Origin of the sequence: Arthrobacter sp. Marseille-P9274 (genome assembly GCF_946892675.1) — a bacterium.
Lineage (GTDB): Bacteria > Actinomycetota > Actinomycetes > Actinomycetales > Micrococcaceae > Crystallibacter.
This window is the reverse complement of the sequence record NZ_CAMPOV010000002.1, coordinates 275,778-298,678: the sequence shown is the minus strand read 5'-3', so window position 1 is coordinate 298,678 and position 22,901 is coordinate 275,778. Positions and strand designations below refer to the sequence as shown.

Sequence of the window (22,901 nt, the reverse complement as noted above, 5' to 3'; positions counted from 1 at the left end):
TCGCGCTGCCTCATCGGGACCTGAATACTAAGTCAAAAATTCTGATAAGCCAGTGCTAAAACTTGTCATTTACTAGGGAAGGACTACCTGTGACGATGGATATAGCAGCGCCGTCGAGGCGCAGATCGTGAAAGGACCCGCCGTTATGGTGACCAAGCCCAGCAAGCACATGGTGCTGACAACCTTTATGCTCCCCGCCGGCTACCACAAGGACAGCTGGCGCATGGAGGGCAGCCGCTCCGAGGAGCTGGCCAACCTGGAATTCGTCGCGGATCTGACGCTGATGGCCGAAGCCGCCAAGCTGGACGCGGTCTTCTTCGGCGACATCGTGCATGCCAACACCGTAATGCGCGGCGACATCAAGATGAACGGCTTCTACGAGCCGATGACCGTGCTCGCCGCGCTCGCCGCCCGGACCAAGAACATCGGCCTGATCGGAACCGTCTCGACGTCCTTCAGCGAGCCGTACAACGTCGCACGCCAGATGTGCGGGCTGGACCACATGTCCGGCGGCCGCGCCGGCTGGAACATCGTCACCTCGTCGGACGGCTTCCGGAACTTTGGCATGAAGGAGGCGCCCGACCCGACGACCCGTTACCGCCGAGCCACGGAGTTCGTTGACGTCGTCCAGCGGCTGTGGGACAGCTGGGAAGACGACGCGGTCATCAACGACCGCGAGTCCGGCTGGTACGTGGATACGGACAAGGTCCACCCGCTCAACCACAAGGGCGAGTTCTTCGAGGTCGAGGGGCCGATCAACATGCCGCGCTCCCCGCAGGGCCGCCCGGTGCTGGTGCAGGCCGGTTCCTCCGGGCCGGGCATGGAACTCGGCTCCTCCGTGGCGGACGGGATCTACACCGCGCAGCCGCTGAAGGAGCCGTCCGTGGAGTTCTACGCGAAGTTCAAGCAGATGGCCGCCGCCAAGGGCCGCGACCCGCAGCTGGTCAAGATCATCCCGGGCATCCTGCCGATCCTCGGCGACACGGAGAAGGAGGCGCTGGAACTGGCGGACGAGCTGGGCCGCAACGTGCACATGGAGAACGGCCGCAAGCAGGTGGGCGCGGACCTGCGCATGGACCTGTCCGAACTGCCGCTGGACCGCACTATCCCGGCCGAGTGGTTCTCCGATGATCCGAAGCTGGGTTCGCGCTACCAGATCTACCGCCGCAAGAGCGTGGACCAGGGCATGACCCTCCGCGAACTGATCGTGGACCTGGCACGTTCCACCGGGCACCAGTGGATGGCGGGCACGCCGTCGCAGGTGGCCGACCGCATGGTGGACTGGTTCGAATCCAAGGCCTGCGACGGCTTCAACCTCAACGCCCCGTTCAACCCGGGCGGCTTCAAGCTGGTCTGCGACAAGCTGGTCCCCGAACTGCAGGACCGGGGCTACTTCCGGTCCGAATACGAGGGCACGACGCTGCGCGACAATCTCGGCCTGCCCCGCCCGTCGTCCGTCCGCTCCAGGGCTCTGGTCTAAGGGCCCAGGGGGCAAGGCAGGGCAAGACGCAACAAAGGTACGACGCCGGCGGAATGCTTCCGCCGGCGTCGTACCCTTTCTGTGTTCGCCGAGGCGCAGGCCCGCCTGCAGCTGGCCGGGCCTGCGCCGGGTCAGGCCTTCGAGCCGGAACCGGCGCCGAAGAGCTCATCGGCGACGTCGATCCAGGCCTGGGCACGGGCGTTCAGCCGCGTGCTGCGGGGCCAGGCCACGGACACGGTGACGGGCGCGTGCGCCGCCGTCCGCGTGGGTGCCAGTGGCTTGAGCAGGACCCTGAGTTCCTCGTACGGGGCCTCAAGGCGGGGCTGCTGGAACAGGACAGCCACCCCGCGGCCGCTGGCCACGAGCGAGCGGATGGTGGCGTAGCTGCGCGAGCGGTGCCGGATGTCCGGCGCCACTTCGGCATCCCGGAACATGTCGAGGACCCGGTGCGAGATCGGGGCGGCATCGAAGAAGACCAGCGGCTCGCCGACGATGTCCTTCAGGGAGACCTCGCTGGCGCCGCTCAGCGGGTGGTTCGCGGAGACCAGCACGTACGGATCCGCCGACGCCAGCGGCGCGGTCTTGAGGGCGGGGGAGACGTCCGCGTCGTAGAGGAATGCCGCGTCCAGCGAGCCGTCCAGCAGCCGCTGCTGGAGGTCTTCGTGATAGCCCTCCACGAAGTCCACCTCCACGTGCGGGCACTGCTCGGCGAAACCGGCCAGCATCGGCGGAATGATGGTCGGCCCCAGCGTCATGTAGCAGCCCACGGTCAGCGGGCCGCGCAGGCTCGGCCGCTCGCCCTTGGACAGCGAGGCAATCTCGTCCGCGAGGTCCAGCAGCTGGCGGGCCTGCTGGAAGACCATCCGGCCGGTGGAGGTGAGCGTCAATCCCTTCGACTTCCGCTTGATCGCCAGCTCCGCGCCGATGATCCGCTCCAGCTCCGAGATCGACATGGAGATCGCCGATGGCGCCATGTGCAGCCGCCGGGCGGCCTCGCTCATGGTGCCGGTTTCCGCGGCGACCACGAAGTGCCAGATCTGGCGGAGGGTGATGGCGGGATGGCTCTCGAGGTTCATATGTCAATTCTATTGAACTAATAGCACTAAAATCGACAATTTACTTGAGGCTACTTCCTTGCGAGGATGGATGCAGGGCCCGAGGCGGGCCGGCGCGGCCGAGCGGTCCGTGCATGCGTGGAAGGTGCAAGAGCTTCATGGACATCCGAGAGACATTCCTGGACCGGGCCGCAGCCATCGTGGGCGAGGAGAATGTGGTCCGTGTTGCCGGCGACGCCGGCTACAAGGACCCGTACCCGCTGAACCCCGGCCGCAGCAAGTGGCCCGGCATCCGGCCAGGATCCGTCGAGGAAGTCCAGAACCTCGTGCGGCTGGCCAATGATGCCGGCGTCGCGCTGTGGACCTTCTCGCGCGGGAAGAACCTCGGCTACGGCGGTCCCGAACCGCGTGACCAGACCATGGTCGCGCTCGACCTCGGCCGGATGAACCGAATCCTCGAGGTGGACGACAAGCTTTGCTACGCGGTCGTCGAACCCGGCGTGACGTTCTTCGACCTGTTCGAGTACATCCAGGAACGCGGCCTGAAGGTCTGGCTCTCGGTGCCGGCGCTGGGCTGGGGCTCGGTCATGGGCAACATGCTGGACCGCGGCTACGGCATGACCCCGTACGGCGACCACGTGAAGTCGCTCTGCGGTATGGAGGTGGTGCTGCCGGACGGCGACCTCGTCCGCACCGGCATGGGCGCGATGGAGGGCACGGACCTTGGACCCATCTTCCAGGGCGGTTTCGGCCCGACGCTGGACGGGCTGTTCACCCAGTCCAATCTCGGGGTAGTGACCAAGGTCGGCCTGTGGCTGATGCCCTGGCCCGATGTCTACATCTCCGGTGACGTCACCGCGGAACGGGAAGAGGACCTTCCGCAGCTGATCGACATCCTCACTGACCTGCGGCGCCAGGACGTCATCCAGAACAACGCGCTCTGCGGCAACGTGGTCCGCGCCGCCACCATGCGCGGCAGCAAAGCCGACTTTTACGACGGCGAGGGGTCCATTCCGGACGAACGCCTCGAGGAGATGCGGCAGGAGTTCGGCATCGGCCAGTGGAACGCCCGCTTCGCCATTTACGGCGACAAGGGCCTGGCCGAACGCCGCCTCGAAATCATCCGGGAGCGCTTCGCCGGGCTCGAAGGGGTGGAGGTCAAGGCGCGGCTCTACGAAGGCGCCGAAGGGCAGGCCGTCGCCTACGAGGACATCACCGAAATCGACCGCACGCAGATGGCCGGCGTGCCGACGCTCAAGCCGCTGAGCACCGTGGGCTGGGCGGCCGAGAACGGCGGCCACATTGATGCTGCCCCGATCATTCCGGCCCGTGGCCACGAAGTGTACGAGTTCTACCAGGAGGCCAAGCAGCTCTACCGCGAGTACGGCTTCGATCTGTACATCGGCTACCACTTGTACCCGCGGCACATGGTGCACGTGACCATGATCTTCTTCGAGAACGACAACGAGGAGATGCTGGCCCGCGCCCGCGAACTCTACGGCAGGCTGCTGGACGCCGCCCGCCGCCGCGGCTACGCCCCGTACCGCAGCCACGTGGACTACATGGACCGCATCGCCGAGGGCTTCGACTTCAATAACCATGCGGCCCGCAGGCTGCAGGAGAAGCTCAAGGATGTGCTGGACCCGAACGGCGTCATCTCGCCCGGGAAGCAAGGCGTGTGGCCCGCCCGGCTGCGCGCGCAGCGATCGGCGGTCCAGCCCGAGCTGGCTCCGGCACAGATCTAGCGTTTACCGGCACCGGGCGTCCCGCTGCGGTGCCGGGGTCAGGCGGTTGCTTCGAGCCCCACCTCGCCGGCCTCGCGCACCGCGTCCATCGTGGTCTGGTAGTGCCTGCGCAGCAATGCCCCGGTCTCGGCGGCGTCGCGGCGAAGGGCAGCGGCCAGGATGTCGCGGTGTTCCTGGTCGATGTCCCGCTTGGCATCGCGCGTGGCCACGCCGGCCCAGCGCCCGTACAGCTGGCTGATGTCGGAGAGCGTGCAGGTCAGTTCGATCAGCACGGGAATGCCGCACGCTTCCACCAGCTTGGCGTGGAACGCCTGGTGGGCGATATTCCACTCCTGGGTGTGCTCGTCCGGATTCTCCTCCGAGCGTCGCGGCGTGCGCTCCAGCGTATGGTGCGCGGCCATCAGTTCGGACTCCCACTGCAGCCCGCCGCGCTCGATCGCCAGCTTCACGGCGAATTCCTCATTGACGCAGCGCAGCTCCGTGATGTCCTCAAGCTCGGCGAGCGAGATCGGCGGCACGAAGAAGCCGCGGTTGGGCCGAAGCTGGACCAGGCGCTCGCCCACCAGCCGGGTGAGCGCCTCCCGGACCACCGTGCTGCTGGTCTGGTAGTGGTCCGAGAGCGCCGTCAGCTGCAGCTTGGCGCCGGGCGCCCAGCGACCCGCCAGGATGTCGCTGCGCAGGGCATCCCTGAGGTGCTTGCTGAGGGTCTCGGAATCAGTGCGCTTTGCCATAAGCAAATTGTAGCAATGAGAAGATAATGCATTTTTAGTTGACTTATGCAATAACACCCCTAAACTGGAAACAACCTCACCGCGAGAGCTGCATCACAGGCCCGCGGGCTGCACGACACCAAGGAGACCGCCGTGACCGACTCACTGACCGAGCTGCACGAAGACCTCGCCGTCGACGACCTGTACTGGCGCGAAACCTACGAGCCCATCACCGAGGATGACGCGTTCCTGCGGCGCATCGTGGAAACCGCGGATCTGCCGGCCCTGATGGTCGCCCTGGCGGCGGTCACGGGGGACTTCTCCCTGCTCCGTGAGGACCTCCGCCCGCCGCAGCCGCCGGCCGACATCGTTGGCGAACCGCACGGCGGGATGGCGCCGGACGCCCAGGCCGCCGCCCGCGAACTTGCCTTCGCGGCGCTGAAGCAGGTCCGCGAGGAACGGCTGACCAGCGTGGGCACGCTGACGGAGGAGCAGGGGGCGCAGATCCTCGACTGGATCACCAACGCCGCCAACTCCGAGTACTACCCGATGCTGATGCATGACATGGCCCTGGTCGAGGGCAAGGGCGGCAAGCCGAAATGGAACTTCGAGGACGTCGCCGGCGGCCGGGAGTTCAGCGTCGCTGTGATCGGTTCCGGTGTCTCGGGGATGGCCGCCTCCTACCGGCTGAAGCAGGCCGGCATTCCCCACACCGTGTTTGAAAAGGGACACACGATCGGCGGTACCTGGTGGAAGAACACCTATCCCGGCGTGCGGCTCGACACCCCTAACTACGCCTACAGCTTCTCCTTCGCCCAGCGCGACGACTGGCCCCAGCAGTTCTCCCAGGGCACCGAGATCCACCGCTACACCTGCGAGGTGGCGGAGCGTGGCGGCCTGATGGAGCACATGCAGTTCAACACGGAAGTCACCAAGGCAACGTACGACGCCGGCGCCGGCCTCTGGGATGTAGAGATAGTCCAAGACGGGGTCACCACCGTGCGCCGCTTCAACGCGGTGATTTCCGCCGTCGGACAATTGGACCGCCCGAAGTACCCGGAGGTTGCCGGGCGCGAGGACTTCGCCGGGATCCAGCTCCACTCCGCCGAGTGGGACAACACCGTCGACCTCGCCGGCAAGCGTGTCGCCGTGATCGGCACCGGGGCCAGCGCGTACCAGATCGTCCCGGCGATCGTGGACCAAGTCGCCTCGCTCACCGTGATCCAGCGCAGCTCGCCCTGGATGCTGCCCACCAAGGGTTACTACGACGACATGCCCGAATCCGTTCAGTGGCTGGTGCGGAAGCTTCCTCACTACGGCCAGTGGCTTCGCTTCTGGCAGCACTGGCTCGGCGTCGAGGGCCGCCAGCACACCACGGTTGCCGAGCCCGGCTGGAACAAGCCCGGCAGCGTTTCCGCCGTGAACGAGCGGGTCCGCCAGGCCCTGACCGCGATGCTGGCCGAGCAGTACAAGGACCGCCCGGACCTGCTGGCCAAGGTGACCCCGGACTACATCGTCGGCGGCAAACGCATGCTCCGCGACAACGGCGTCTGGGCGCAGTCCCTCAAGAAGCCGCAGACCACCCTGGTCACCGATGGGATGGAGCGGATGGTGCCCGAGGGCATCATCACCAAGGACGGCGTGCTGCACGAACTGGACGTCATCATCTATGCCACCGGGTTCCAGGCTTCCCAGTTCCTTGAGCCGCTTCAGGTTAGCGGCCTAAACGGCGTCGACCTGCACGAGTACTGGGGCGGCGACGCCAAGGCCTACGCGGGCCTGACGGTGCCGAACTTTCCGAACCTCTTCATCATCACCGGCCCCAACACCGGCCACGTAGTCAACGGCAGCCTGTACTCGATGATCGAATACGGCGTGGAGTACATCCTCGAAGCGCTGCGCGTGGTCCTGCAGGAGAACCTGAAGGCGCTCGACCTGAGGCAGGAAGTGCTTGACGAGTTCGTCAGTAAGCTCGATGCAGCGAGCGCCACCAAGGCCTGGGGCCACCCCAGCGTGCAGACCTGGTACAAGAACAAGTTCGGCCGCGTCTCGCAGATCTGGCCCTTCCCGGTGCTCGACTTCTGGAAGATTACCCGCGAGGTCCGGCTCGACGACTACAACAAGCTGGCATGAGCGCATCCACTGATCTCGCGGCCGCTCCCGGAATGGGCCCCGGCACGCGGCCAATAGGTCCGCCGGCTGTGGGGCGGGTGCCTGGCCCCCGGGCGGAGGCCGCCGTCGTCGGCACGCTTGGCGTGCACTACGGGGAACGGCTCAATCCCGCGGATCGCTTCAGCCCGGTCGGGCACCCCGGCCCCGGGCTGCGGCAGTCGGCGCCGGCCGCTTTCCCTCAGCTGTCGGGTTCGCTGGACTGGCTGCTTGGTCCGGCGCTGATGGAGCTGCCGCAGAGCGAGGACGCCTTCCAGCTCAACATCTGGGCTCCCGAGGACGCCAGCGATGCCCCGGTCATGATCTATGTGCCGGGCGGCGCCTTCATCAGCGGTGCCGGGACGGGGCGATGGTACGACGGCGAGCGGCTGGCCCGCGAGGGCGGCTGCGTCGTCGTTACGGTCAACTATCGGCTGGGAGCGCTCGCGCTGCTGGGCGACGAGGACACGCCGCGGAACCTGGCGGTGACGGATCTGCTGCAGGCACTGCGCTGGATAAGCGATAACATCGCCGGTTTCGGAGGCAACCCCGACCAGGTCACGCTGGTGGGGCAGTCGGCCGGTGCCTGGTACGCCTACCTGCTCAGCCAGTTGCCCGAAGCCGAGGGCCTGTTCCGCCGCGTCGCGCTGCTCAGCCTTCCCTGGCAACCGCCGCTGTCGGCAGGGGAGTACGCCGAGCGCCACCGGCTGTTCACGGACGCGCTGGCCGGGCAAGCGGCGGACCAGGACGCTCCGGTCGAGGCACTGTTGCAGGCCCAGGTAGCTGTTTCCAAGGCCTACGCCGGCCGCGGGCTCGGCCTGATGCCTGCCGCGGACGGGACGGTTCCCGTCGACCTGTTCGACTTCGCGGCGGCCGCCCGGCGGCTGCATGTCGAGTCCCTGCTGCTGAACAGCACCCAGGACGAGGCCGCAGCCTTCCTCAGGGCACTGCCCGTCGCGGCCGTCGGGCGGGAGCAGCTTGCAGGCTTCGTGTCCGCCCATTTCGAGGACGTCTCCTGCGCCCTGGCCTGGCTGGACGAGGCCCTGCCCGGAACCACCGACCACGCCAAGCTGGTTGAAGCCATGAGCCTGCATCAGCACCGCCTGGCCGCCGTCGAACTTGCCGAGGCCGTCACCGGGGAAGGAATCCCCGCCACCGTGGCACGTTTCGCTGCCGGGACCCCGCTCGCGGAGGACCGCAGCCCGCACTGCTTCGAAGTTCCGTTTGTCTTCGGCGACCGGGACAAGTGGCACGACGCGCCGATGCTCTCGGACCTGTCGGAGGAAGCTTTTGACCGTGCGGGCTCGGAACTGCGCTCGCTGCTGCTCGGTTTCACGGCCGACGGCACGCCCCGCGACGCGGCCGGTGCCGCCGTCGGCGCCTACGATCCGGCCGCCCCCCGGCTGCACCGGATCGGCCCGGACGGAGCAACAACGATGGAACCCGAGCGCGGCCTGTCGCCGCGCCGCTGACGGACGGTTCAGGAGGACTGCATGGCGACCCCGGACCGCCCGGAAACCGCGCCCGCCGCCGGAGGCGCCGCCGTCGTTCGCGAAGCGATAGAGGCGGCCGAAGCCGAACGCCTCCGGCGGATGATTGCCGGCGACCCGCACGGCCTCGCCGCACTGTGTGATCCGCGCCTGGACTACGTCCACTCCACGGGCCGGCGGGACACGCTCGCCGGCCTGCTGGCGCTGGTCGGATCCGGCGTCGTCACTTACAGCGCGATCGAGCACCGCCTGGAGCGCGTGGAGCCGCTGGGCGGCACGGTCTGGGCCACGGGCACGATGCTGATCGACCTGGTCAAGGGCGGCCAGGCCAGGAGGCTGCGCACCCGCACCACCACGCTCTGGACCGGAGATGACGGCGGTTACCGCCTGCTCGCCTTCCATGCCACGTCGGCCCCCACAGCTTAGCGGCACGGCCGCTGGGTCTGCGGGGGAGCAATCCGGCGAAGAGGCTGACATGGACTGCCGCGGGCTAATACCGTCGGAAGTGCATCAGCCGAAAATCTGGAACGGAAGAGGCATTCATGCGCGCGATCGTGTTCGAAGACTGGCAGAAGTTCCCCGTACTCAAGGATGTCGAAGTGCCCACGCCGGGGCCGGGCGAGGTCCTGCTCAAGGTGGCCGGCGCCGGTGCCTGCCACTCCGATGTGGCCGTCTACACCTTCGCGAAGGACACCCCTGGCGCGGTCCCGCCGCCGTTCACGCTAGGCCACGAGAACTCCGGCTGGGTGGAGGAACTCGGCGACGGCGTGACCGGCGTCCGGCCGGGCGACGCCTGCCTGGTCTACGGGCCGGTCGGCTGCGGGCGCTGCAAGGCCTGCTCGCGCGGCCAGGACACCTACTGCGAGAACGCCGCCACGATGCCCTACCTGGGCGTAGGCCTCGGACGCGACGGCGGGATGGCCGAGTACGTCGCGGTTCCGGCCCGGAACCTGGTGCCTCTCGGCGACGCCGACCCGATCGCGGCCGCGCCGCTCTCCGACGCGGGGCTCACCCCGTACCACGCCATCAAGCAGGCCCTCCCGTACCTCAACGGCGGCGGCAAGTACGCCTTGGTCATCGGGCTCGGCCGCCTCGGCCAGATCGCAGTGCAGATCCTGAAGGCACTCTCCGGAGCCACGGTCATCGCCACCGACATGAAGGAAGACGCCATGCGCACGGCGGAGGCGGCCGGCGCCATCACGGTCCCCGGCGGCGACGGCCAGACGGAGCGGATCCGCGAGCTGACCGACGGCCGCGGCGTCGACGCCGCCTTCGACTTCGTCGGCGTCGCCCCACGATCAAGACCGCGGCAGCCGTGATGGCCAAGCAGTCCAAGCTCACCGTCGTGGGCATCGCCGGCGGCAGCTACGAGTGGAGCTTCTTCACCACGCCCTACGAATCGCAGCTCACCAACACGTACTGGGGCACCATCGAGGACCTGCATGAGGTCGTCGACATGTACAAGGCCGGCCAGATCACGCCGGAGGTCGAGCAGTTCTCCCTGGATGACGGGCTTGAAGCCTACCGCCGGCTCGAGTCAGGCCGGCTCTCCGGCCGGGCGGTCATCGTCCCGCACGGCTTCTGAGCCTGAGCCGGCAGAGGAACGCCGGATAACCGACGCCGGCACCCGGGCAAGTCACGCAACTTACCCGGGTGCCGGCGTCGTACGCGTTGGGCGCTTAGTCGATGACCTTCAGGGCGGTGCCCCAGTTGAAGGTGTCGTACGCCGGATTTGCCTGCAGAGCCATCACCAGCAGCTGGAATCCCTCGAGCTCGCGGGCGTGCCGCAGCGCCCCGACCTGCAGCGGCCGCAGGCCAGCGTCGGACACGAAAGCCGCCACCTGGTTACGGGCGTCCTCGGAGTCGCCGGCAATGAAGACATCCAGGGGCTTGCCGTTCAGGCTCCCTTCCGCCAGCGGGCCGGCGAAGGTGGTGTTGAAGGCCTTGACGACTTGGGCCTTGGGCAGTAGCTTCGCCATCTCCTCGGCGGCGGAGGTGCCGGGTTCGACGACGAGCGAGTCGAACGTCGCCGTGTTGATCGGGTTGCTGATGTCCACCACGACCTTGTTGTCCAGGGAGTCCCCAAGCCTGGAAGCGACCTCCCGGGCCGGATCGAAGTAGAGGGCGAAGACCACGATGTTGCCGCCGGGAGTTTCGTCCAGCCCGCCGCTGCTGGCATCGGGACCCAGTTCGGCGGCAAGCTTGGCCGCCTTCTCCGGTGTGCGGTCCAGGATCTGGACGTTCCTGCCGGCGGCGACCGCCCGCAGGGCGATCGCCCTGGCCATATTGCCGGCCCCGAGGATGGTTATATCTGTCATGCTGCTTCCTTTCACAGGAGAACCGCTCTGGCAAATCACCGCGGCCGGTAAATGTCTGCAACCGGGCAATGGAACGGGTCGACCGCCGCTATGCCGACGCTGTTAAGGTAGCGAAGGATCGTGGCATAGGACGAGAACAGCCCCGTCTCCGTATACGTTATGCCATTCTTCCGACAGTACTGCCGGACCAGCGGTGCCGCCTTGCGAAGGGACGGGCGGGGCATGTCCGGGAACAGATGGTGCTCGGTCTGGCGGTTCAGTCCTCCCATGAGCAGGTCCATGAAGACGCCGCCGCGGATGTTGCGGGAAGCGGTGACCTGCCGCGTCACGAAGTCCGGCTTGCTGGAGCGGGGATAGATGGGCATGCCCTTGTGATTTGGGGCGAAGGGCGCCCCCATATAGAACCCGAAGACGGCGACCTGGACGCCGATGAAGGCCAAGGCCATGCCGATCGGCAAAAACCAGAACACGACCCCGAGCATCAGCGCGAAGCGGGCGGTCAGAAGCGGGAGTTCGACCCAGCGGCGGTCGATGTTTCCGCGCCTGACAAGGAATTTGATCGAATCCAGGTACAGGCTGAAACCGAGGAAGAGCAGCAGCGGAAACAGGAGGTAACCCTGGCATCGGGTCACCAGGACCATAAACCCGCGCCGGCCGGCGGCAGCGTCCGGATGGAAGGCGACGGCGCCGGTGTGGATGTCTGGATCTTTGTCCACGTGGTTGGGGAAACCGTGATGCCGCGTGTGCTTCTGCTGCCACATGGAGTAGCTGATCCCGACCAGTCCGGTGCCGACGATCCGTGCGGCCCATTCATTGACGCGTTTCGACGCGAAGATCTGGCGGTGCGCGGCCTCGTGGGCCAGGAAGCTGAATTGCGTGAATAGGATGCCGAGGCCCGCGGCGATCAGCAGTTGGAACCAGCTGCTGCCCAGCAGCGCGAAGCCGGTCCAGGCACCGGCCAGGGAAAGCATCAGCACCGAGAAAAGCGTGATGTAGTAGCCGCGCCGGCGGCGCAGCAGCCCGCCGCTGCGCATCGCCCCGGCCAGGGCCAGGTAGCCGGCGGCGATTGCGTTGGGCTCCTTAGGCGGCGGCGGTTTCGGCCTCTCGACGTCCGCGGGGGATGAAGATGCGGGAGTGTCCATGGGAGTACCTCGAAACTGCCGGGATGCCCCTGCGGTCCTTGAAGCGAATCGGAGGGCCCTCCGTTGAGGTTACTCCCGGCCCATCCAGCGCGCCAGAGCCGGATGGCCATTGGCGGCTTAGGCGCCCCGGCGGGAGGTGCGGCCGAGGCTTCGCTACCCGATGACAGTCAGGGCGCCCGGCGCGATCCTGACCTGGACCGCGGTCCCTTCCGGCAGGTGCAGAACCTCGCCGTCGATCTGCAATGGGAGGGGTCCGACGGTCACAAAGTCGTAGCGGCGGACGCTGGGCTGGACGCCGAGCCCGACAGTCACCGCCCGGAGTGTCATCAGCGCCATCCTCCATGTGCCCGAGTGGGGCAGCATGACGACCTCGAACTTCCCGTCGGTGGCATCGCCAAACTGGCTCAGCCTGCCGTACTTGGCCATGTGCGGGATGTTCGCCAGCACCAGGCTGTCGAAGGTCGCGTGCGCTCCGTCGGACCGGGCGATCTCGAAGGGCGTTAGCCCGGAGACGGCCCGTGCCACCGCGATAAGTTCGCGCAGCCTGCCCTTTCCACCCTTTTCGATCGCGATAGCCATCGCCGGAGTGAGCCCGAATCCGATGTACGAATGGGCATAGCGGGTCGTCACCGCCTCCGGCGCTGCTGCCTGAAGATGCAGCAGGTCCATTTTGCGGAGGCTGCCGTGGAGGATCGCCTCGATGAGCGGCAGGGTCCGCGTGCTGCGTCGGTGGTCGTTGGCGTTGCCCGCTGCGAGCACTGCGCAGACCGCTTGGTTGTCCGGCACGTCCATGACGCCGTTGACCACTTCGTTGTATCCGCCGTCCCCGCTGACCGAGACGATCAACGGGCGGCCAGCCTGGGCGGCGGCACGAGCCAGTTCACGGGCATGGCCGGCAAAGCCGGTTGGCAGCAGGTCCACGCGCACGGACGGCATCCTGGCAACGAGTTCGTCCCGCAGGTGCTCCGCGAGGTGGACGGGCATGCGCGAGGGGTCAGGATTGAATATCACCGCCACCCGGTCAAAACGTGCTTCGGGCACGGCAGGCTCAGCGGCCACGACGGATCCGTTCCGCCTTGACGGGGGCCAAAAGGGGAATCAGAGGCACCATGAAGCCATGTTAGCGAGGGGGTCATCCACTTCACCCCTTGTCAGTTCGTCCTTCTGCCCCTAGGTTGATAAGACCGGGGAGCCGTCCTGGCTGTCGTCGGTTGAAGAAACGCAGAGGAAAAAACAATGGCAACAGGCACCGTCAAGTGGTTCAACGCTGAAAAGGGTTTTGGCTTCATTCAGCCTGACGACGGGTCGGCGGACGTGTTCGCCCACTTCTCCGCTATTGCGAGCAGTGGGTACAGGTCGCTCGAAGAAAACCAGAAGGTGGAATTCGAAGTCGTGCAGGGCCAGAAAGGTCCGCAGGCGGAGAATATCCGACCGCTCTAACCAAATAAGCGTCTAGCCAACGGCGGGATTTTGGGCGGGTTGTGAAACCTGCCCGAATCCCGCCGTTGTTTTTTAGCCGGTCAGGGGAGGCTGCCGGCGAGCTGCCCGAAGGTATAGGGAAGCAACGACGACGGGGCTCCGTCCGCGTACGGATTACGGTTGGGCGGCACGCCAGGAGTCGACGTCGGCGAGCAGGGCGGACCGGCGTTCCCCATCAATGAACGCTGACCGGATGGAGTTGGCCGCCAGCTGCGCGAGGTCGTCAGTGGAGAAGGCGAAGGCCTGGCCCAGCTGCGCGAAGTTCTCGTCCACGTAGCCGCCGAAATAGGCCGGATCATCGGAGTTCACGCACACGTTCAGGCCGCGGGCGAGCATGGCCGGCAGCGGGTGGTCCTTGAGCGTGTCCACGGCGCGGAGCCGGACATTCGAGAGCGGGCAGACGGTCAGCGGAACCTGCTCTGCAGCGAGGCGCTGCACCAGCTCATCATCCTCCATACACCGGATGCCATGATCGATCCGCTCCGCGCCGAGCAGGTCCAGGGCCTCGGTGATGTACTCGGGCGGGCCCTCTTCGCCGGCGTGCGCGATACGGCGGAGCCCGGCCGCCCGGGCGCGCTGGTACAGGTCCACGAAACCGCTCGGCGGGTGGCCGACCTCGGCCGAGTCCAGTCCGATGCCGATGACCGGCGCATCCATGTCGAGGAGCCGTTCCAGGACCTCCAGGGCTTCCTCGGCGGGTCGGTCCCGCAGGAACGCCGCGATCAGCCCGGTGCTGATACCGAACTCTGACTCGCTCTCCGCCAGGGCGGAGGCAACCCCGTTAACGCAGGTTTCCAGCCCGACGCCGCGCGCGAGGTGGGCCTGCGGGTCCATCATGATCTCGGCATGCCGGACCCCGGCTGCAGCGGCCCGCCGCAGGTAGGCCCGGGTCATGTCCGCAAAGTCCGCCTCGGTCCGCAGCACCTCCATGTTGCGGTAGTACAGGTCGAGGAAGGACTGCAGATCCGTGAACTCGTACTGGGCCCGGAGTTCCTCGAGGTCCGCGTAGGGCAGCGCAATGCCATTGCGTTCCGCTAGGTCGAAGATCAGCTCGGGCTCGAGCGTCCCCTCGATATGGAGGTGCAGTTCCGCGCAGGGTGGGCTGGCCATGGTGGTCCTTCCAGTCGGGGTGTCAGCGGCTGAGCTTGCCCATCAGGGCGGCGACGGGCCGCAGGAGGATGGGCCTGGCGGCGATCCAGGCGCCCGCCATGACGACTAGGGACGCCGCGAAAATCCAGAAGCCGAGCCAGCCGCCGTCGTCGCGCGCCGCGTACATGTGGTTGAGGTTGCGCAGGGCACCGGTGGTGAGCACCAGCGTGACGTGGACGATGATGAAGGCGACGAAGTAGAACATGACCGGCAGGTGCACGGCACGGGCCAGCTCGATCGGGTAGGCCTTGTTGATCCCGGCCTGCTTGGGCCACGCCGAGGACATCCGCAGCCCGGTGATGATGGCCAGCGGCGCCGCGACGAAGATCGTGATGAAGTAGGTCAGCAGCTGTAGGGCGTTGTAGTTGACCCAGCCGTTCTCCAGCGGCCAGTCCAACGACGCGTACTGCAAGGCGGCCGAGGCGGCGTTGGGGAAGACGTCCCAGCTGGTCGGGACCACGCGGGTCCACTGTCCGGTGGCGAAGAGCAGGACGTAGAAGACCAGGCCGTTCAGCACCCAGAGCACGTCCAGGCTGAGATGGAACCAGAGGTGCAGGCTCATCTTGGTCGGCGGATTCTTGGTCTTGATCAAGCCTCGGTTGTTGCGCGTCCAGTAGCCCGGTGGCCGGGTCACGGTGCGGACCTGCCAGCCGGAGCGGATGATCAGCAGGATCAGCAGTGCGTTCAGGAAGTGCTGCCAGGCCAGCCAGGCGGGGAAGCCCACCGGCGCGCCCTCGGGGAGATCGGAGTGGCCCGGGTAATCGGTGAGGAATTGCTGGACGGCCGGCAGCCCGCGCAGTCCCTTGGCGGCAAGGACGACCAGGAACAGTCCCACCAGGATGGCGGGAATGACCCAGAGCAGCTTGGACCACTTGCTCCGGGAGGCGGCGGACTTGGTCTTCGTGGAGGGGGACATGGGGGATAGATTGTCTCTCTGGTAAGGACGGGTGCGTCCGTGCAGGTCTACTCGGTCAAGGGTATGAACCGAGAATACTCTGCTCCCGCGACGAGGCGGAGAGCGGGAGGAACCGGCGCCGGGACCGCCGGGCAGGGCTGCCGGTCAGAAACTCGACGAGCTGCCGGATCCGGAGAAGCTGCCGCCGCTGCTGCCATAGCCGGTGCTGCTCGATTCGCTGCGGGCCGACTCGATGCTGGTTTGTCCCGCGCTGAAGCCGGTGTTGAAGGAGCTCACGGAGTAGAAGAGCGAGGCGGGGTAGACCGAGTCCAGGATGCTCGAGCGACTGCGGCCGCCGCGGCTGAACTCTGTGTCCATGTCGTGCCGCATCAGGTCGGCTTCCTTCTGATTCTTGGCGGACTCGTCGATGACCGTCTTGGAGTGCTGCCTGAGCAGGTCGGTGAACTCCTCGCGGACGGTGCGAAGACCGCGCAGGGCTGTATCCGGCGTCGTTGTTCCCGATTCAAGCTCTGCGGCCCAGCGCTGGAAGTCGTCCCGGGTGGCGTCGCGGAAGGACAGCAGCGCTGCCGCGGTGGCGGACTTTCCGGCCGCCTTGGGCCCCGTGAGCATCTGGTCCAGGCTGTCCAAGTCATCGCGGAGCGGTGAGAGCTGCCGGTCCCAGGCCCTGGGCCAGCCGGAGGCGAGGTTCAGGAAGGTGTTGGAATCAGCGATGACGTCGTCCAGCGTGTCCAGCTCCGCGGCCGCATCGGCGTACTGAGCGGCCAGCCTGACGTTCTTGCCGGACGAGAAGTCCCTGTCGGCCAGGGAATGGACCTGCTGGTTGAGCTTGCTGACGTCCTTGTACCGCGCCATGAACCCGCGGTATTTCTCCAGGACCAGCGCGCCGAACTCGGACGACGGTGGGATGGTGCGGGCGTTGACCTCCGTAGCCTCGAGGTCCATGGTGACGTTGGCATAGCTCCGGTTGCCGCGCTCACGTTCGCTGCGTCCGCGTGCCCGGTTCCGGCGTCGTACTCCGATCCACGTTCCGGCGCCGCCAAGCGCCACAACCCCGGCAGCGATGCTTCCGCCGATGAACCAGCCGGATCGGTACCACGGCCGGTTGATCAGCTCGGCGCCGCGCCGGACTCCGGCGATGGTTCCGTCGGTCCACTGCGCCTCGCGGAAGAGGTCCTTGGTGACGTCCTGGATATCTGCCTGCTGGTCGAGGGAAACCTTGCGGTCCTCGCCCATATACGTGCCGACCTGCCTGCCCTCGGGGTCCAGCGCGAAGATGTACAACCCGTCCGCCCACTTCTGCCCGTCCTGGCTGATCCACTCGGGATGCTCCGAGCATGCGAAGCGCAGGACTTCTTCGTTCAGGTTGTCCGATGCCGAACCGCGGTAGGTATAGATGGCGACCTTGGTGGGCTCGTAGAACTCGATGTCCTCTACGGCTGGCCGGAGCGTATTGAGGTCCAGGACGCCGGCCTTGTCCTCGACGACGACATCCGTGGGCGTGTCCGCCAATGCCGCGGCCGCGGGCGCCAACAGCGCCGCCACGGCCAGTACCAAGGTGCCGAGCAATGTCCTCATGTTCCCCCGTTTCGCTGCGCTCCCTTCCAGCACCTTATCCAAAACGGCCGACGGCTGAGACGGCTCAGTTTCCTCAACACCCGACGGACGCGGAGGAAATACGCGAGGTTCCTATTGGAATTGGAGCGGCCTGACCCAGACCTGGTAGCCCTCGTCCTTGTGCACGAGCATCCGGGTGAGAGCTGCCTCTTGAGCGAGCCAGATGGCTGCACCATCTCGGGTTGCCGACTCTACTACGCCTAATCGCACGTGGCACCCACGCCGCCGGACCTCCACATGGGAACCCACAAGTCGTTGCCAATCGTCGTAGGGGGCGGCCGTCCAATGCAAGTCAGACAACGCCCCGTTTGCTTGGCCCTGATTCACACATTTCTCGTTTCTAACGGTTCGATCCCCTAGACGGGAGAGTGAGGAAGTCTCCTCGTAAAGACTGTTCGATCATTCAGACGTTTCGTGGGCAAGAAAGCCCCGCCCGGTCTTTGCCCCGAAATGACCGGCTTCTACAAGTCGGCGCAAATTGTTGGGCACTACCAGGGCTGGATCATGCGTTTCCCCGTGCATGGCGTCGGCCGCTGCGCAGACAACGTCCAGGCCGATGAAGTCGGCCAATGTTAGAGGACCCATCGGATGGCCGCACCCGAGCCGCATGCTCGTATCAATGGTTTCGGCCTCCGCGTAGCCGCTGTCGAGCATCCGTGCCGCGGCCAGCAAGAACGGAATCAGCAATGCATTGACCACGAAACCGGGGCGGTCCTCGATGATGACCGGAGTCTTGCCCAGCCCGGACTCCACGAAATCCCGGGCCACGGCGACGCTGGCGTCGCTGCTGTGCAGAGTCCGAACGACCTCGACCAGCGGCATCCGCGGTACAGGGTTGAAGAAGTGCACCCCTAGGAAGCGGTCCCGATTCGCCACGCCCTGCGCTAGCCGCGTGACGGGAATCGAGGACGTGTTGCTGGCAATGATCGCGGTGCCGGCAACGTGCTCTGCCAGGGAGGCCAGGACCGCGAGCTTGACCTCTAGGATTTCCGGCACGGCTTCGATGGCGAGCTGGCAACCGGAGAATGCGCCCAGCTCTCCGGCGGTTTTGAGCGAGGCAAGGTGGTCCGATGCCTGCTGCGCCGTGAGCTGCTCCTTGACGACCGAGCGCTGGAGGTTGCCTTCGATGTGCTTGCGTGCGGCACTCAAGGCGTCCTGCGAGGAGTCGTAGAGGACAACCTGCATGCCGGCCCGCAGCGCGCTTTCGGCGATGCCGCGGCCCATGGTTCCGGAACCGACGACGCCGACGGCAGAGATAGTGTTCATCAGGCCTCCCACCTCCTGAAGAGGGCGGCAACGGCTTGGCCTCCGCCGATGCACAAAGTGGCGACGCCGAATTCAAGTCCGCGGCGCTGCAGGTCTTTGGCCACGCGCAGGGCCAGGATGGCGCCGGTGGCTCCCACCGGGTGGCCCAAGGCGATGGCGCCGCCGTAGGGATTCGTGGTGGCCGGATCCAGCCCCGCATCCCGGATGACGGCTACAGCTTGGGCAGCGAACGCTTCGTTCAGTTCGGTGATGCCGAGGTCGCCGGGCTTCAGGCCGGTCTCCGCGAAGAGCTTCTGCAGGGCCAAGGTGGGCGCATAGCCCATCATGGCCGGATCGATACCCGCTACCGTCACGTGCTCCAGGGTCGCCAGGGCGCCCAGCCCGCGTTCACGCAGCGTGTCCTCACGCATCAGGACCATGGCGGCGGCGCCGTCGTTGATGCCCGAGGCGTTGCCCGCGGTGACGGACCCCCCCTGCCGGAAGGCCGGGCGCAGGCTGGCCAGGCTCTCGAGGGTCGTGTCGGGGCGCGGGTGCTCGTCGGCGGTGACGGTCACGGGCTTCCTGCCCAGGACCTTGACCGGCGTAATCTCCTCATCGAAGGCCTGCCGCGCAGCAGCCGAGGCTGCCCGGTGCTGGCTTTCCAGGGCGAACTCGTCCTGCTCCGCCCTGCTGACGTTGTATCTTTCTGCGACGTTTTCGGCGGTGACACCCATGTGCTCGTTGCTGAACGGATCGGTGAGCATCGCGAGGGTTCCGTCCACCACGGTGCGGTTGCCCAGCCTGGCATTGGCGCGGGACTCGAAGTCCAGGAATGGCATGCGGGACATGGACTCGTCGCCGCCGGCGAGCACAATGTCGGTCGATCCCCAGCGCAGCTGCTGGGCCGCTGACCAGACGGCCTGCAGGCCGCTGCCGCAGAGCCGGTTCACGGTCAGCGCCGTGGCTGACGGCAGCACGCCGGCCGACATGGCAACGCGGCGTGCGTTGTAGGCGTCGGAGCCTGCTTGGCCGACGCAGCCCATGATGACCTCGTCGACATCCTGGGCGTCGACACCGCTGCGTTCCAGGGCCGCGGTGGCTGCTACCGCCCCCAGTTCGTGGGCAGGCATGGACATCAGCGCCCCGCCGTATCGGCCCACCGGGGTGCGGGCGCCGTCGACGATGACGATTTTTTCCTGTGACATTTGCGGCTCGTTTCTTTTCGGGTCCGCCGCTGCGGCGGGAATGGGTTTGCTGTACGGGACGGTGCTCAGCCGGCGACCTCGCGGCCCAGGAGATGGCGGGCGATGATCCACTTCTGGATCTCGTTCGCGCCTTCGTAGATCTCGGTGACCTTGCTGTCCCGGTAGATGGCTTCCACCGGCCCGGTGGTGCCGTCGGCGCCGAGTTCCTGGGTGAATCCGAGTCCGCCGAAGAGCTGGACGGCGTCACGCGCGATGTCGACCGCCAGCGACGTGCCGGCAATTTTGGCCATGGCGGCCTCGGGCTCCGGGAAGAGGTTTCCCTGGTCCAGCAACAGGGCCGCCTTGATATAGAGCGATCGGGCGGATTCGAGCTGCAAGGCCCGGTCAGCCATCAGGAATTGCCAATGCTGCATCCTTCCGAGCTTGCCGCCGAAGGCCTCCCGGGTCTTGAGCCGGTCCGTCATGTGGTCGAACGCGGCCTGGGCCATACCCACCCCGGCTGCGGCGATCGCGATGCGCCCGTAGGTCAGCATCGACAGCGCGATCTTCAGGCCGCCGCCTTCCGGCCCCAGCCGCGCGGACTCCGGCAGTTCGACGTCGTCAAGGATGACGTCCGCGGTGAGCTGGCCCTTGTTCCCGAGTTTGCGGTCGGCCCTGCCGATGGAGACCCCCGGGGCCGTGGACGGCACGATGAACATCGACAGCCGATCACCCGTACGGGCCAGGACCAGGATCACGTCCGCGGCCGGGGCGTTCGTGATCCACCGCTTGCGGCCATTCAGCCGCCAGCCCGCCCCTGTCCGGGTGCCAACAGTCTGGACCGACTGCGGGCTGAGGTCGCTGGAAGAACCGGGCTCGCTGGTGGCGAACGCACCGACGATTTCGCCTCGGATCAGGGGGCCGAGCCACCGCCGGCGCTGTTCCGGTGACCCCTGGTTCAGCCCGGTCCCGGCGAGGACGCAATGGACGTCGTAGATCGCCGCCACGGAGTTGGAGTAGTAGGCGAGCTCCTCGATGGCGGCAGCGGTTGCCGAGGCCGGCCGATCCAGCCCCAGTCCCCCCGCCTGGGAGGGAAAAGCGATCTCGAACAAACCCTCCCGAGCCATTGCTTCGAAGATATCCGCCGGGAAACCGTCGTCCACTTCGTCGCCGGTAGCGATCCGGCCGGCGGCGGGCGCTACGAGGTCGTCGGCAAATCGGCGCACCCGCTCACGGATTTCTTGGGTTTCCCGGCTGGAAAGCAGGTCATGGTAGAGGCGTCCGGCCTGTCGGGCCGGCGCTTGCAGGACAGATTCGGTGGCGGTGGCGGGGGCTCCGGTGGCGGAGGACATGGACTCTCCCAAGACTCGTGGATTGGCAGGTGGATGGGTATGCCGGCGGACTTAGCTGCTGGTATAGCCCGCGTCGGCGTGGATGGTCGTCCCGGTGACGTAGGAGGAAAGGTCGGAGGCCAGCCAGAGCGTGGCCTGGGCAACCTCGTCGGCCGTACCGAAGCGGTTCAGCAGGCTCAGCCGGGGACCGAACTCGGCCTCCGTCTGACCTCTGTGCACTAGCGACGCCTGCAGCATGGGCGTATCGATGGCGCCTGGAGCCACGCAGTTGACGCGGATGTTGCGGGAGTCGTTTTCCATGGCTGCGACCTTGGTCAGGCCGACGACGCCGTGCTTGGCCGCGACATATGCCGCCGCATTGGGCCGTGGCCGGAAGCCGCGGACGGAGGAGACATTGATGATAGAACCACCTTGGTCCTGCGTGATCAGGTGCCGCAGTTCGTACTTGAGAGACAGCGCCACGCCCTTGAGATTGATGGACATCAACCTGTCCCAGTAGTCCTCGTCGAGTTCGGGAAGCGGGTTGACGTCCGGCGTGACGGCGGCGTTGTTCACCGCTATGTCCAGCAGGCCATATTCGGCGACGACCGGGTCGACCATCGGCTCGACTTGCTCCGATTGGGAAACGTCCGGCTTTGACATAGAAGGCGGTGCCGCCGTCCGCCTCGATCTCCGCGACGGTCTTGGCCCCTGCCTCGTTGAAGTCGGCCACGGCTACCCGCGCACCGGCCGCGGCGAAGAGTTTGGCGGTCGCCGCGCCCATGCCCATGGCCGCACCGGTAACGAGCGAGACCTTATCCTGCAGCACGGGAGGTGTCATGGTGATCCCTCATTTCTCGCGAGCAACGCCGGTCACTGGAAGGAAGGCAGGACTTCGTTCTTGAACAGTTCCAGGGTGCGCAGCACCTGCTCCTGTTCCAGCGCGTACCACTGCATGCGCAGGACGATGTAGGTCAGGCCCTGGGCTTCGAGCGCCTTCAGGGCAACGACGGCGGAGGCCGGATCGGTGAACAGGTAGGAGGCGTCCGCGGTCTGCGTCGCGGCCTCTGCCGAGGCCAGGTGCGAGTAATTGCCGGTCTGGTCCGGCGCGTTGTACTTCGCATACTCGCGGCTCAGTGAATTCCGGGCCGCAAGCCCGATAGCCCGTGACCGCTCGGCGTCCGGGTCCAGGACGAGCTCGCGGCGGACCACGAACTCGGAGGCCGGGCCCAGACCGAGGCGCTCCCGCTCGACCCGGTACTGTCCCAGGACGATATCGAGCTTCTCGGGAGAGGTGTGCGGCGGCACAATCCAGGCATCGCCGAGTTTGGCGGCCCGCTCGGCACCCTTGCGGTGGGCGCCGGCGCCGATCCAGATGGGCGGGCCGCCCGGCTGGACCGGAACGAGGCTGATCCGCTCGTCTTCGATCTGGAAGTGCTTGCCTTCGAAGGAGGTCCGTTCCCCGCTCCAGAGCCGGCGCACCAACTGCACACTTTCTTCGAAGCGGCCCACTCGCTCCTCCATCGGCACGCCGAATGACTTGAACTCGTTTTCGCGGTAGCCCATGCCGAAGCCGGCGATCGCGTTGCCGTTGGAGAGATGGTCCAAGGTGGAGAATTCCTCCGCCGCGCCGACGGGATGGCGCAGCGGCAGGATGTACATGTTGGTACCCAGTTTCATGTTCCCGGCGTCCTGGGACAGTGCCGAGAGCAGGTGCACCGGCTGCAACGTCGGCATACCGCCCAGGTAATGCTGCAGGACCCAGAGCGAATCGATGCCGGCATCACGGGCGGCGCGGACCTGCTCGCGCAGCATCGCCACACGGCTGGCCGGCACGACGTCCTGCGGGAAGTCGTTCATCAGGGCAAGCCCGAACTTCAGTGCCATGTTCCAAA

19 protein-coding genes and 2 pseudogenes are annotated in these 22,901 nt (G+C 66.6%); 7 read left to right on the top strand and 14 right to left on the bottom strand.

Going from position 1 to position 22,901, the window contains the following annotated elements:
* The first annotated feature begins 145 nt into the window (after window positions 1–145).
* Entirely contained in the window at window positions 146–1,480 is a 1,335-nt protein-coding gene (locus tag OC550_RS14590) for an LLM class flavin-dependent oxidoreductase (protein WP_262106623.1), read from the top strand.
* Between the two features lie 131 nt (window positions 1,481–1,611).
* Here OC550_RS14590 and OC550_RS14585 read toward each other — a convergent pair whose 3' ends face one another.
* Window positions 1,612–2,556 (bottom strand): LysR family transcriptional regulator, encoded by a 945-nt coding sequence (locus tag OC550_RS14585; RefSeq protein WP_262106622.1) that lies wholly within the window; start codon window positions 2,554–2,556, stop codon window positions 1,612–1,614.
* 137 nt (window positions 2,557–2,693) lie between these two features.
* On the opposite strand from OC550_RS14585, the gene OC550_RS14580 reads away from it, so the two are divergent.
* Window positions 2,694–4,280 (top strand): FAD-binding oxidoreductase, encoded by a 1,587-nt coding sequence (locus OC550_RS14580; RefSeq protein WP_262106621.1) that lies wholly within the window; start codon window positions 2,694–2,696, stop codon window positions 4,278–4,280.
* Between the two features lie 38 nt (window positions 4,281–4,318).
* Here OC550_RS14580 and OC550_RS14575 read toward each other — a convergent pair whose 3' ends face one another.
* Window positions 4,319–5,011, bottom strand: coding sequence for a GntR family transcriptional regulator (locus OC550_RS14575; RefSeq protein ID WP_262106620.1), 693 nt, complete (start codon window positions 5,009–5,011; stop codon window positions 4,319–4,321).
* 132 nt (window positions 5,012–5,143) lie between these two features.
* Between OC550_RS14575 and OC550_RS14570 the strand changes: the two genes are divergently transcribed.
* From OC550_RS14570 to OC550_RS14555, 4 genes and pseudogenes are all read left to right on the top strand, one after another.
* Window positions 5,144–7,123 (top strand): NAD(P)/FAD-dependent oxidoreductase, encoded by a 1,980-nt coding sequence (locus OC550_RS14570; protein WP_262106619.1) that lies wholly within the window; start codon window positions 5,144–5,146, stop codon window positions 7,121–7,123.
* Complete coding sequence (locus OC550_RS14565; protein ID WP_262106618.1) at window positions 7,120–8,610, top strand: carboxylesterase family protein; 1,491 nt, start codon at window positions 7,120–7,122, stop codon at window positions 8,608–8,610. Before OC550_RS14570 ends, OC550_RS14565 begins: the two co-directional genes overlap by 4 nt.
* A gap of 21 nt (window positions 8,611–8,631) precedes the next feature.
* Window positions 8,632–9,054 carry a nuclear transport factor 2 family protein gene (locus tag OC550_RS14560; protein ID WP_262106617.1) on the top strand — a complete coding sequence of 141 codons (423 nt, stop codon included), beginning with the start codon at window positions 8,632–8,634 and terminating at the stop codon, window positions 9,052–9,054.
* Window positions 9,055–9,170: 116 nt separating this feature from the next.
* Window positions 9,171–10,213: pseudogene (locus OC550_RS14555) on the top strand (NAD(P)-dependent alcohol dehydrogenase).
* Window positions 10,214–10,307: 94 nt separating this feature from the next.
* Here OC550_RS14555 and OC550_RS14550 read toward each other — a convergent pair.
* The 3 genes from OC550_RS14550 to OC550_RS14540 all read right to left on the bottom strand — a co-directional run bounded on the left by OC550_RS14550 (window position 10,308) and on the right by OC550_RS14540 (window position 13,147).
* Entirely contained in the window at window positions 10,308–10,946 is a 639-nt protein-coding gene (locus tag OC550_RS14550) for an NADPH-dependent F420 reductase (protein ID WP_262106616.1), read from the bottom strand.
* A gap of 35 nt (window positions 10,947–10,981) precedes the next feature.
* A complete protein-coding gene (locus OC550_RS14545) occupies window positions 10,982–12,088 on the bottom strand; it encodes an acyl-CoA desaturase (RefSeq protein WP_262106615.1) in 1,107 nt (368 codons plus the stop codon).
* A 153-nt stretch (window positions 12,089–12,241) separates the two neighbouring features.
* The gene (locus OC550_RS14540) at window positions 12,242–13,147 is read right to left on the bottom strand and encodes a diacylglycerol kinase family protein (RefSeq protein WP_262106614.1); all 906 of its coding nucleotides are present in this window, start codon (window positions 13,145–13,147) and stop codon (window positions 12,242–12,244) included.
* A 177-nt stretch (window positions 13,148–13,324) separates the two neighbouring features.
* Between OC550_RS14540 and OC550_RS14535 the strand changes: the two genes are divergently transcribed.
* Window positions 13,325–13,528: a cold-shock protein gene (locus OC550_RS14535; protein ID WP_262106613.1), complete on the top strand. Its 204-nt coding sequence runs from the start codon at window positions 13,325–13,327 to the stop codon at window positions 13,526–13,528.
* A gap of 153 nt (window positions 13,529–13,681) precedes the next feature.
* Here OC550_RS14535 and OC550_RS14530 read toward each other — a convergent pair whose 3' ends face one another.
* The 9 genes and pseudogenes from OC550_RS14530 to OC550_RS14490 form a co-directional block, all read right to left on the bottom strand.
* Entirely contained in the window at window positions 13,682–14,677 is a 996-nt protein-coding gene (locus tag OC550_RS14530; protein WP_262106612.1) for an adenosine deaminase, read from the bottom strand.
* Between the two features lie 22 nt (window positions 14,678–14,699).
* Window positions 14,700–15,632: a cytochrome b/b6 domain-containing protein gene (locus OC550_RS14525; protein WP_262106611.1), complete on the bottom strand. Its 933-nt coding sequence runs from the start codon at window positions 15,630–15,632 to the stop codon at window positions 14,700–14,702.
* A 144-nt stretch (window positions 15,633–15,776) separates the two neighbouring features.
* On the bottom strand, window positions 15,777–17,207 hold the full coding sequence (locus tag OC550_RS14520) for a DUF5129 domain-containing protein (protein WP_262106610.1): 1,431 nt from the start codon (window positions 17,205–17,207) through the stop codon (window positions 15,777–15,779).
* A 438-nt stretch (window positions 17,208–17,645) separates the two neighbouring features.
* On the bottom strand, window positions 17,646–18,512 hold the full coding sequence (locus tag OC550_RS14515) for a 3-hydroxyacyl-CoA dehydrogenase family protein (RefSeq protein ID WP_262106609.1): 867 nt from the start codon (window positions 18,510–18,512) through the stop codon (window positions 17,646–17,648).
* Entirely contained in the window at window positions 18,512–19,696 is a 1,185-nt protein-coding gene (locus OC550_RS14510) for a thiolase family protein (protein WP_262106608.1), read from the bottom strand. The genes OC550_RS14515 and OC550_RS14510 overlap by 1 nt, the downstream gene beginning before the upstream one ends.
* 65 nt (window positions 19,697–19,761) lie before the next feature.
* The gene (locus tag OC550_RS14505) at window positions 19,762–21,027 is read right to left on the bottom strand and encodes an acyl-CoA dehydrogenase family protein (RefSeq protein WP_262106607.1); all 1,266 of its coding nucleotides are present in this window, start codon (window positions 21,025–21,027) and stop codon (window positions 19,762–19,764) included.
* Between the two features lie 51 nt (window positions 21,028–21,078).
* Window positions 21,079–21,669, bottom strand: a complete 591-nt coding sequence (locus OC550_RS14500) for an SDR family NAD(P)-dependent oxidoreductase (RefSeq protein WP_262106606.1) — start codon at window positions 21,667–21,669, stop codon at window positions 21,079–21,081.
* Between the two features lie 55 nt (window positions 21,670–21,724).
* Window positions 21,725–21,790, bottom strand: a pseudogene (locus tag OC550_RS14495) (hypothetical protein); the annotation flags it as partial.
* An 89-nt stretch (window positions 21,791–21,879) separates the two neighbouring features.
* On the bottom strand, window positions 21,880–22,893 hold the full coding sequence (locus tag OC550_RS14490) for an LLM class flavin-dependent oxidoreductase (RefSeq protein ID WP_262106605.1): 1,014 nt from the start codon (window positions 22,891–22,893) through the stop codon (window positions 21,880–21,882).
* Window positions 22,894–22,901 lie beyond the last annotated feature (8 nt).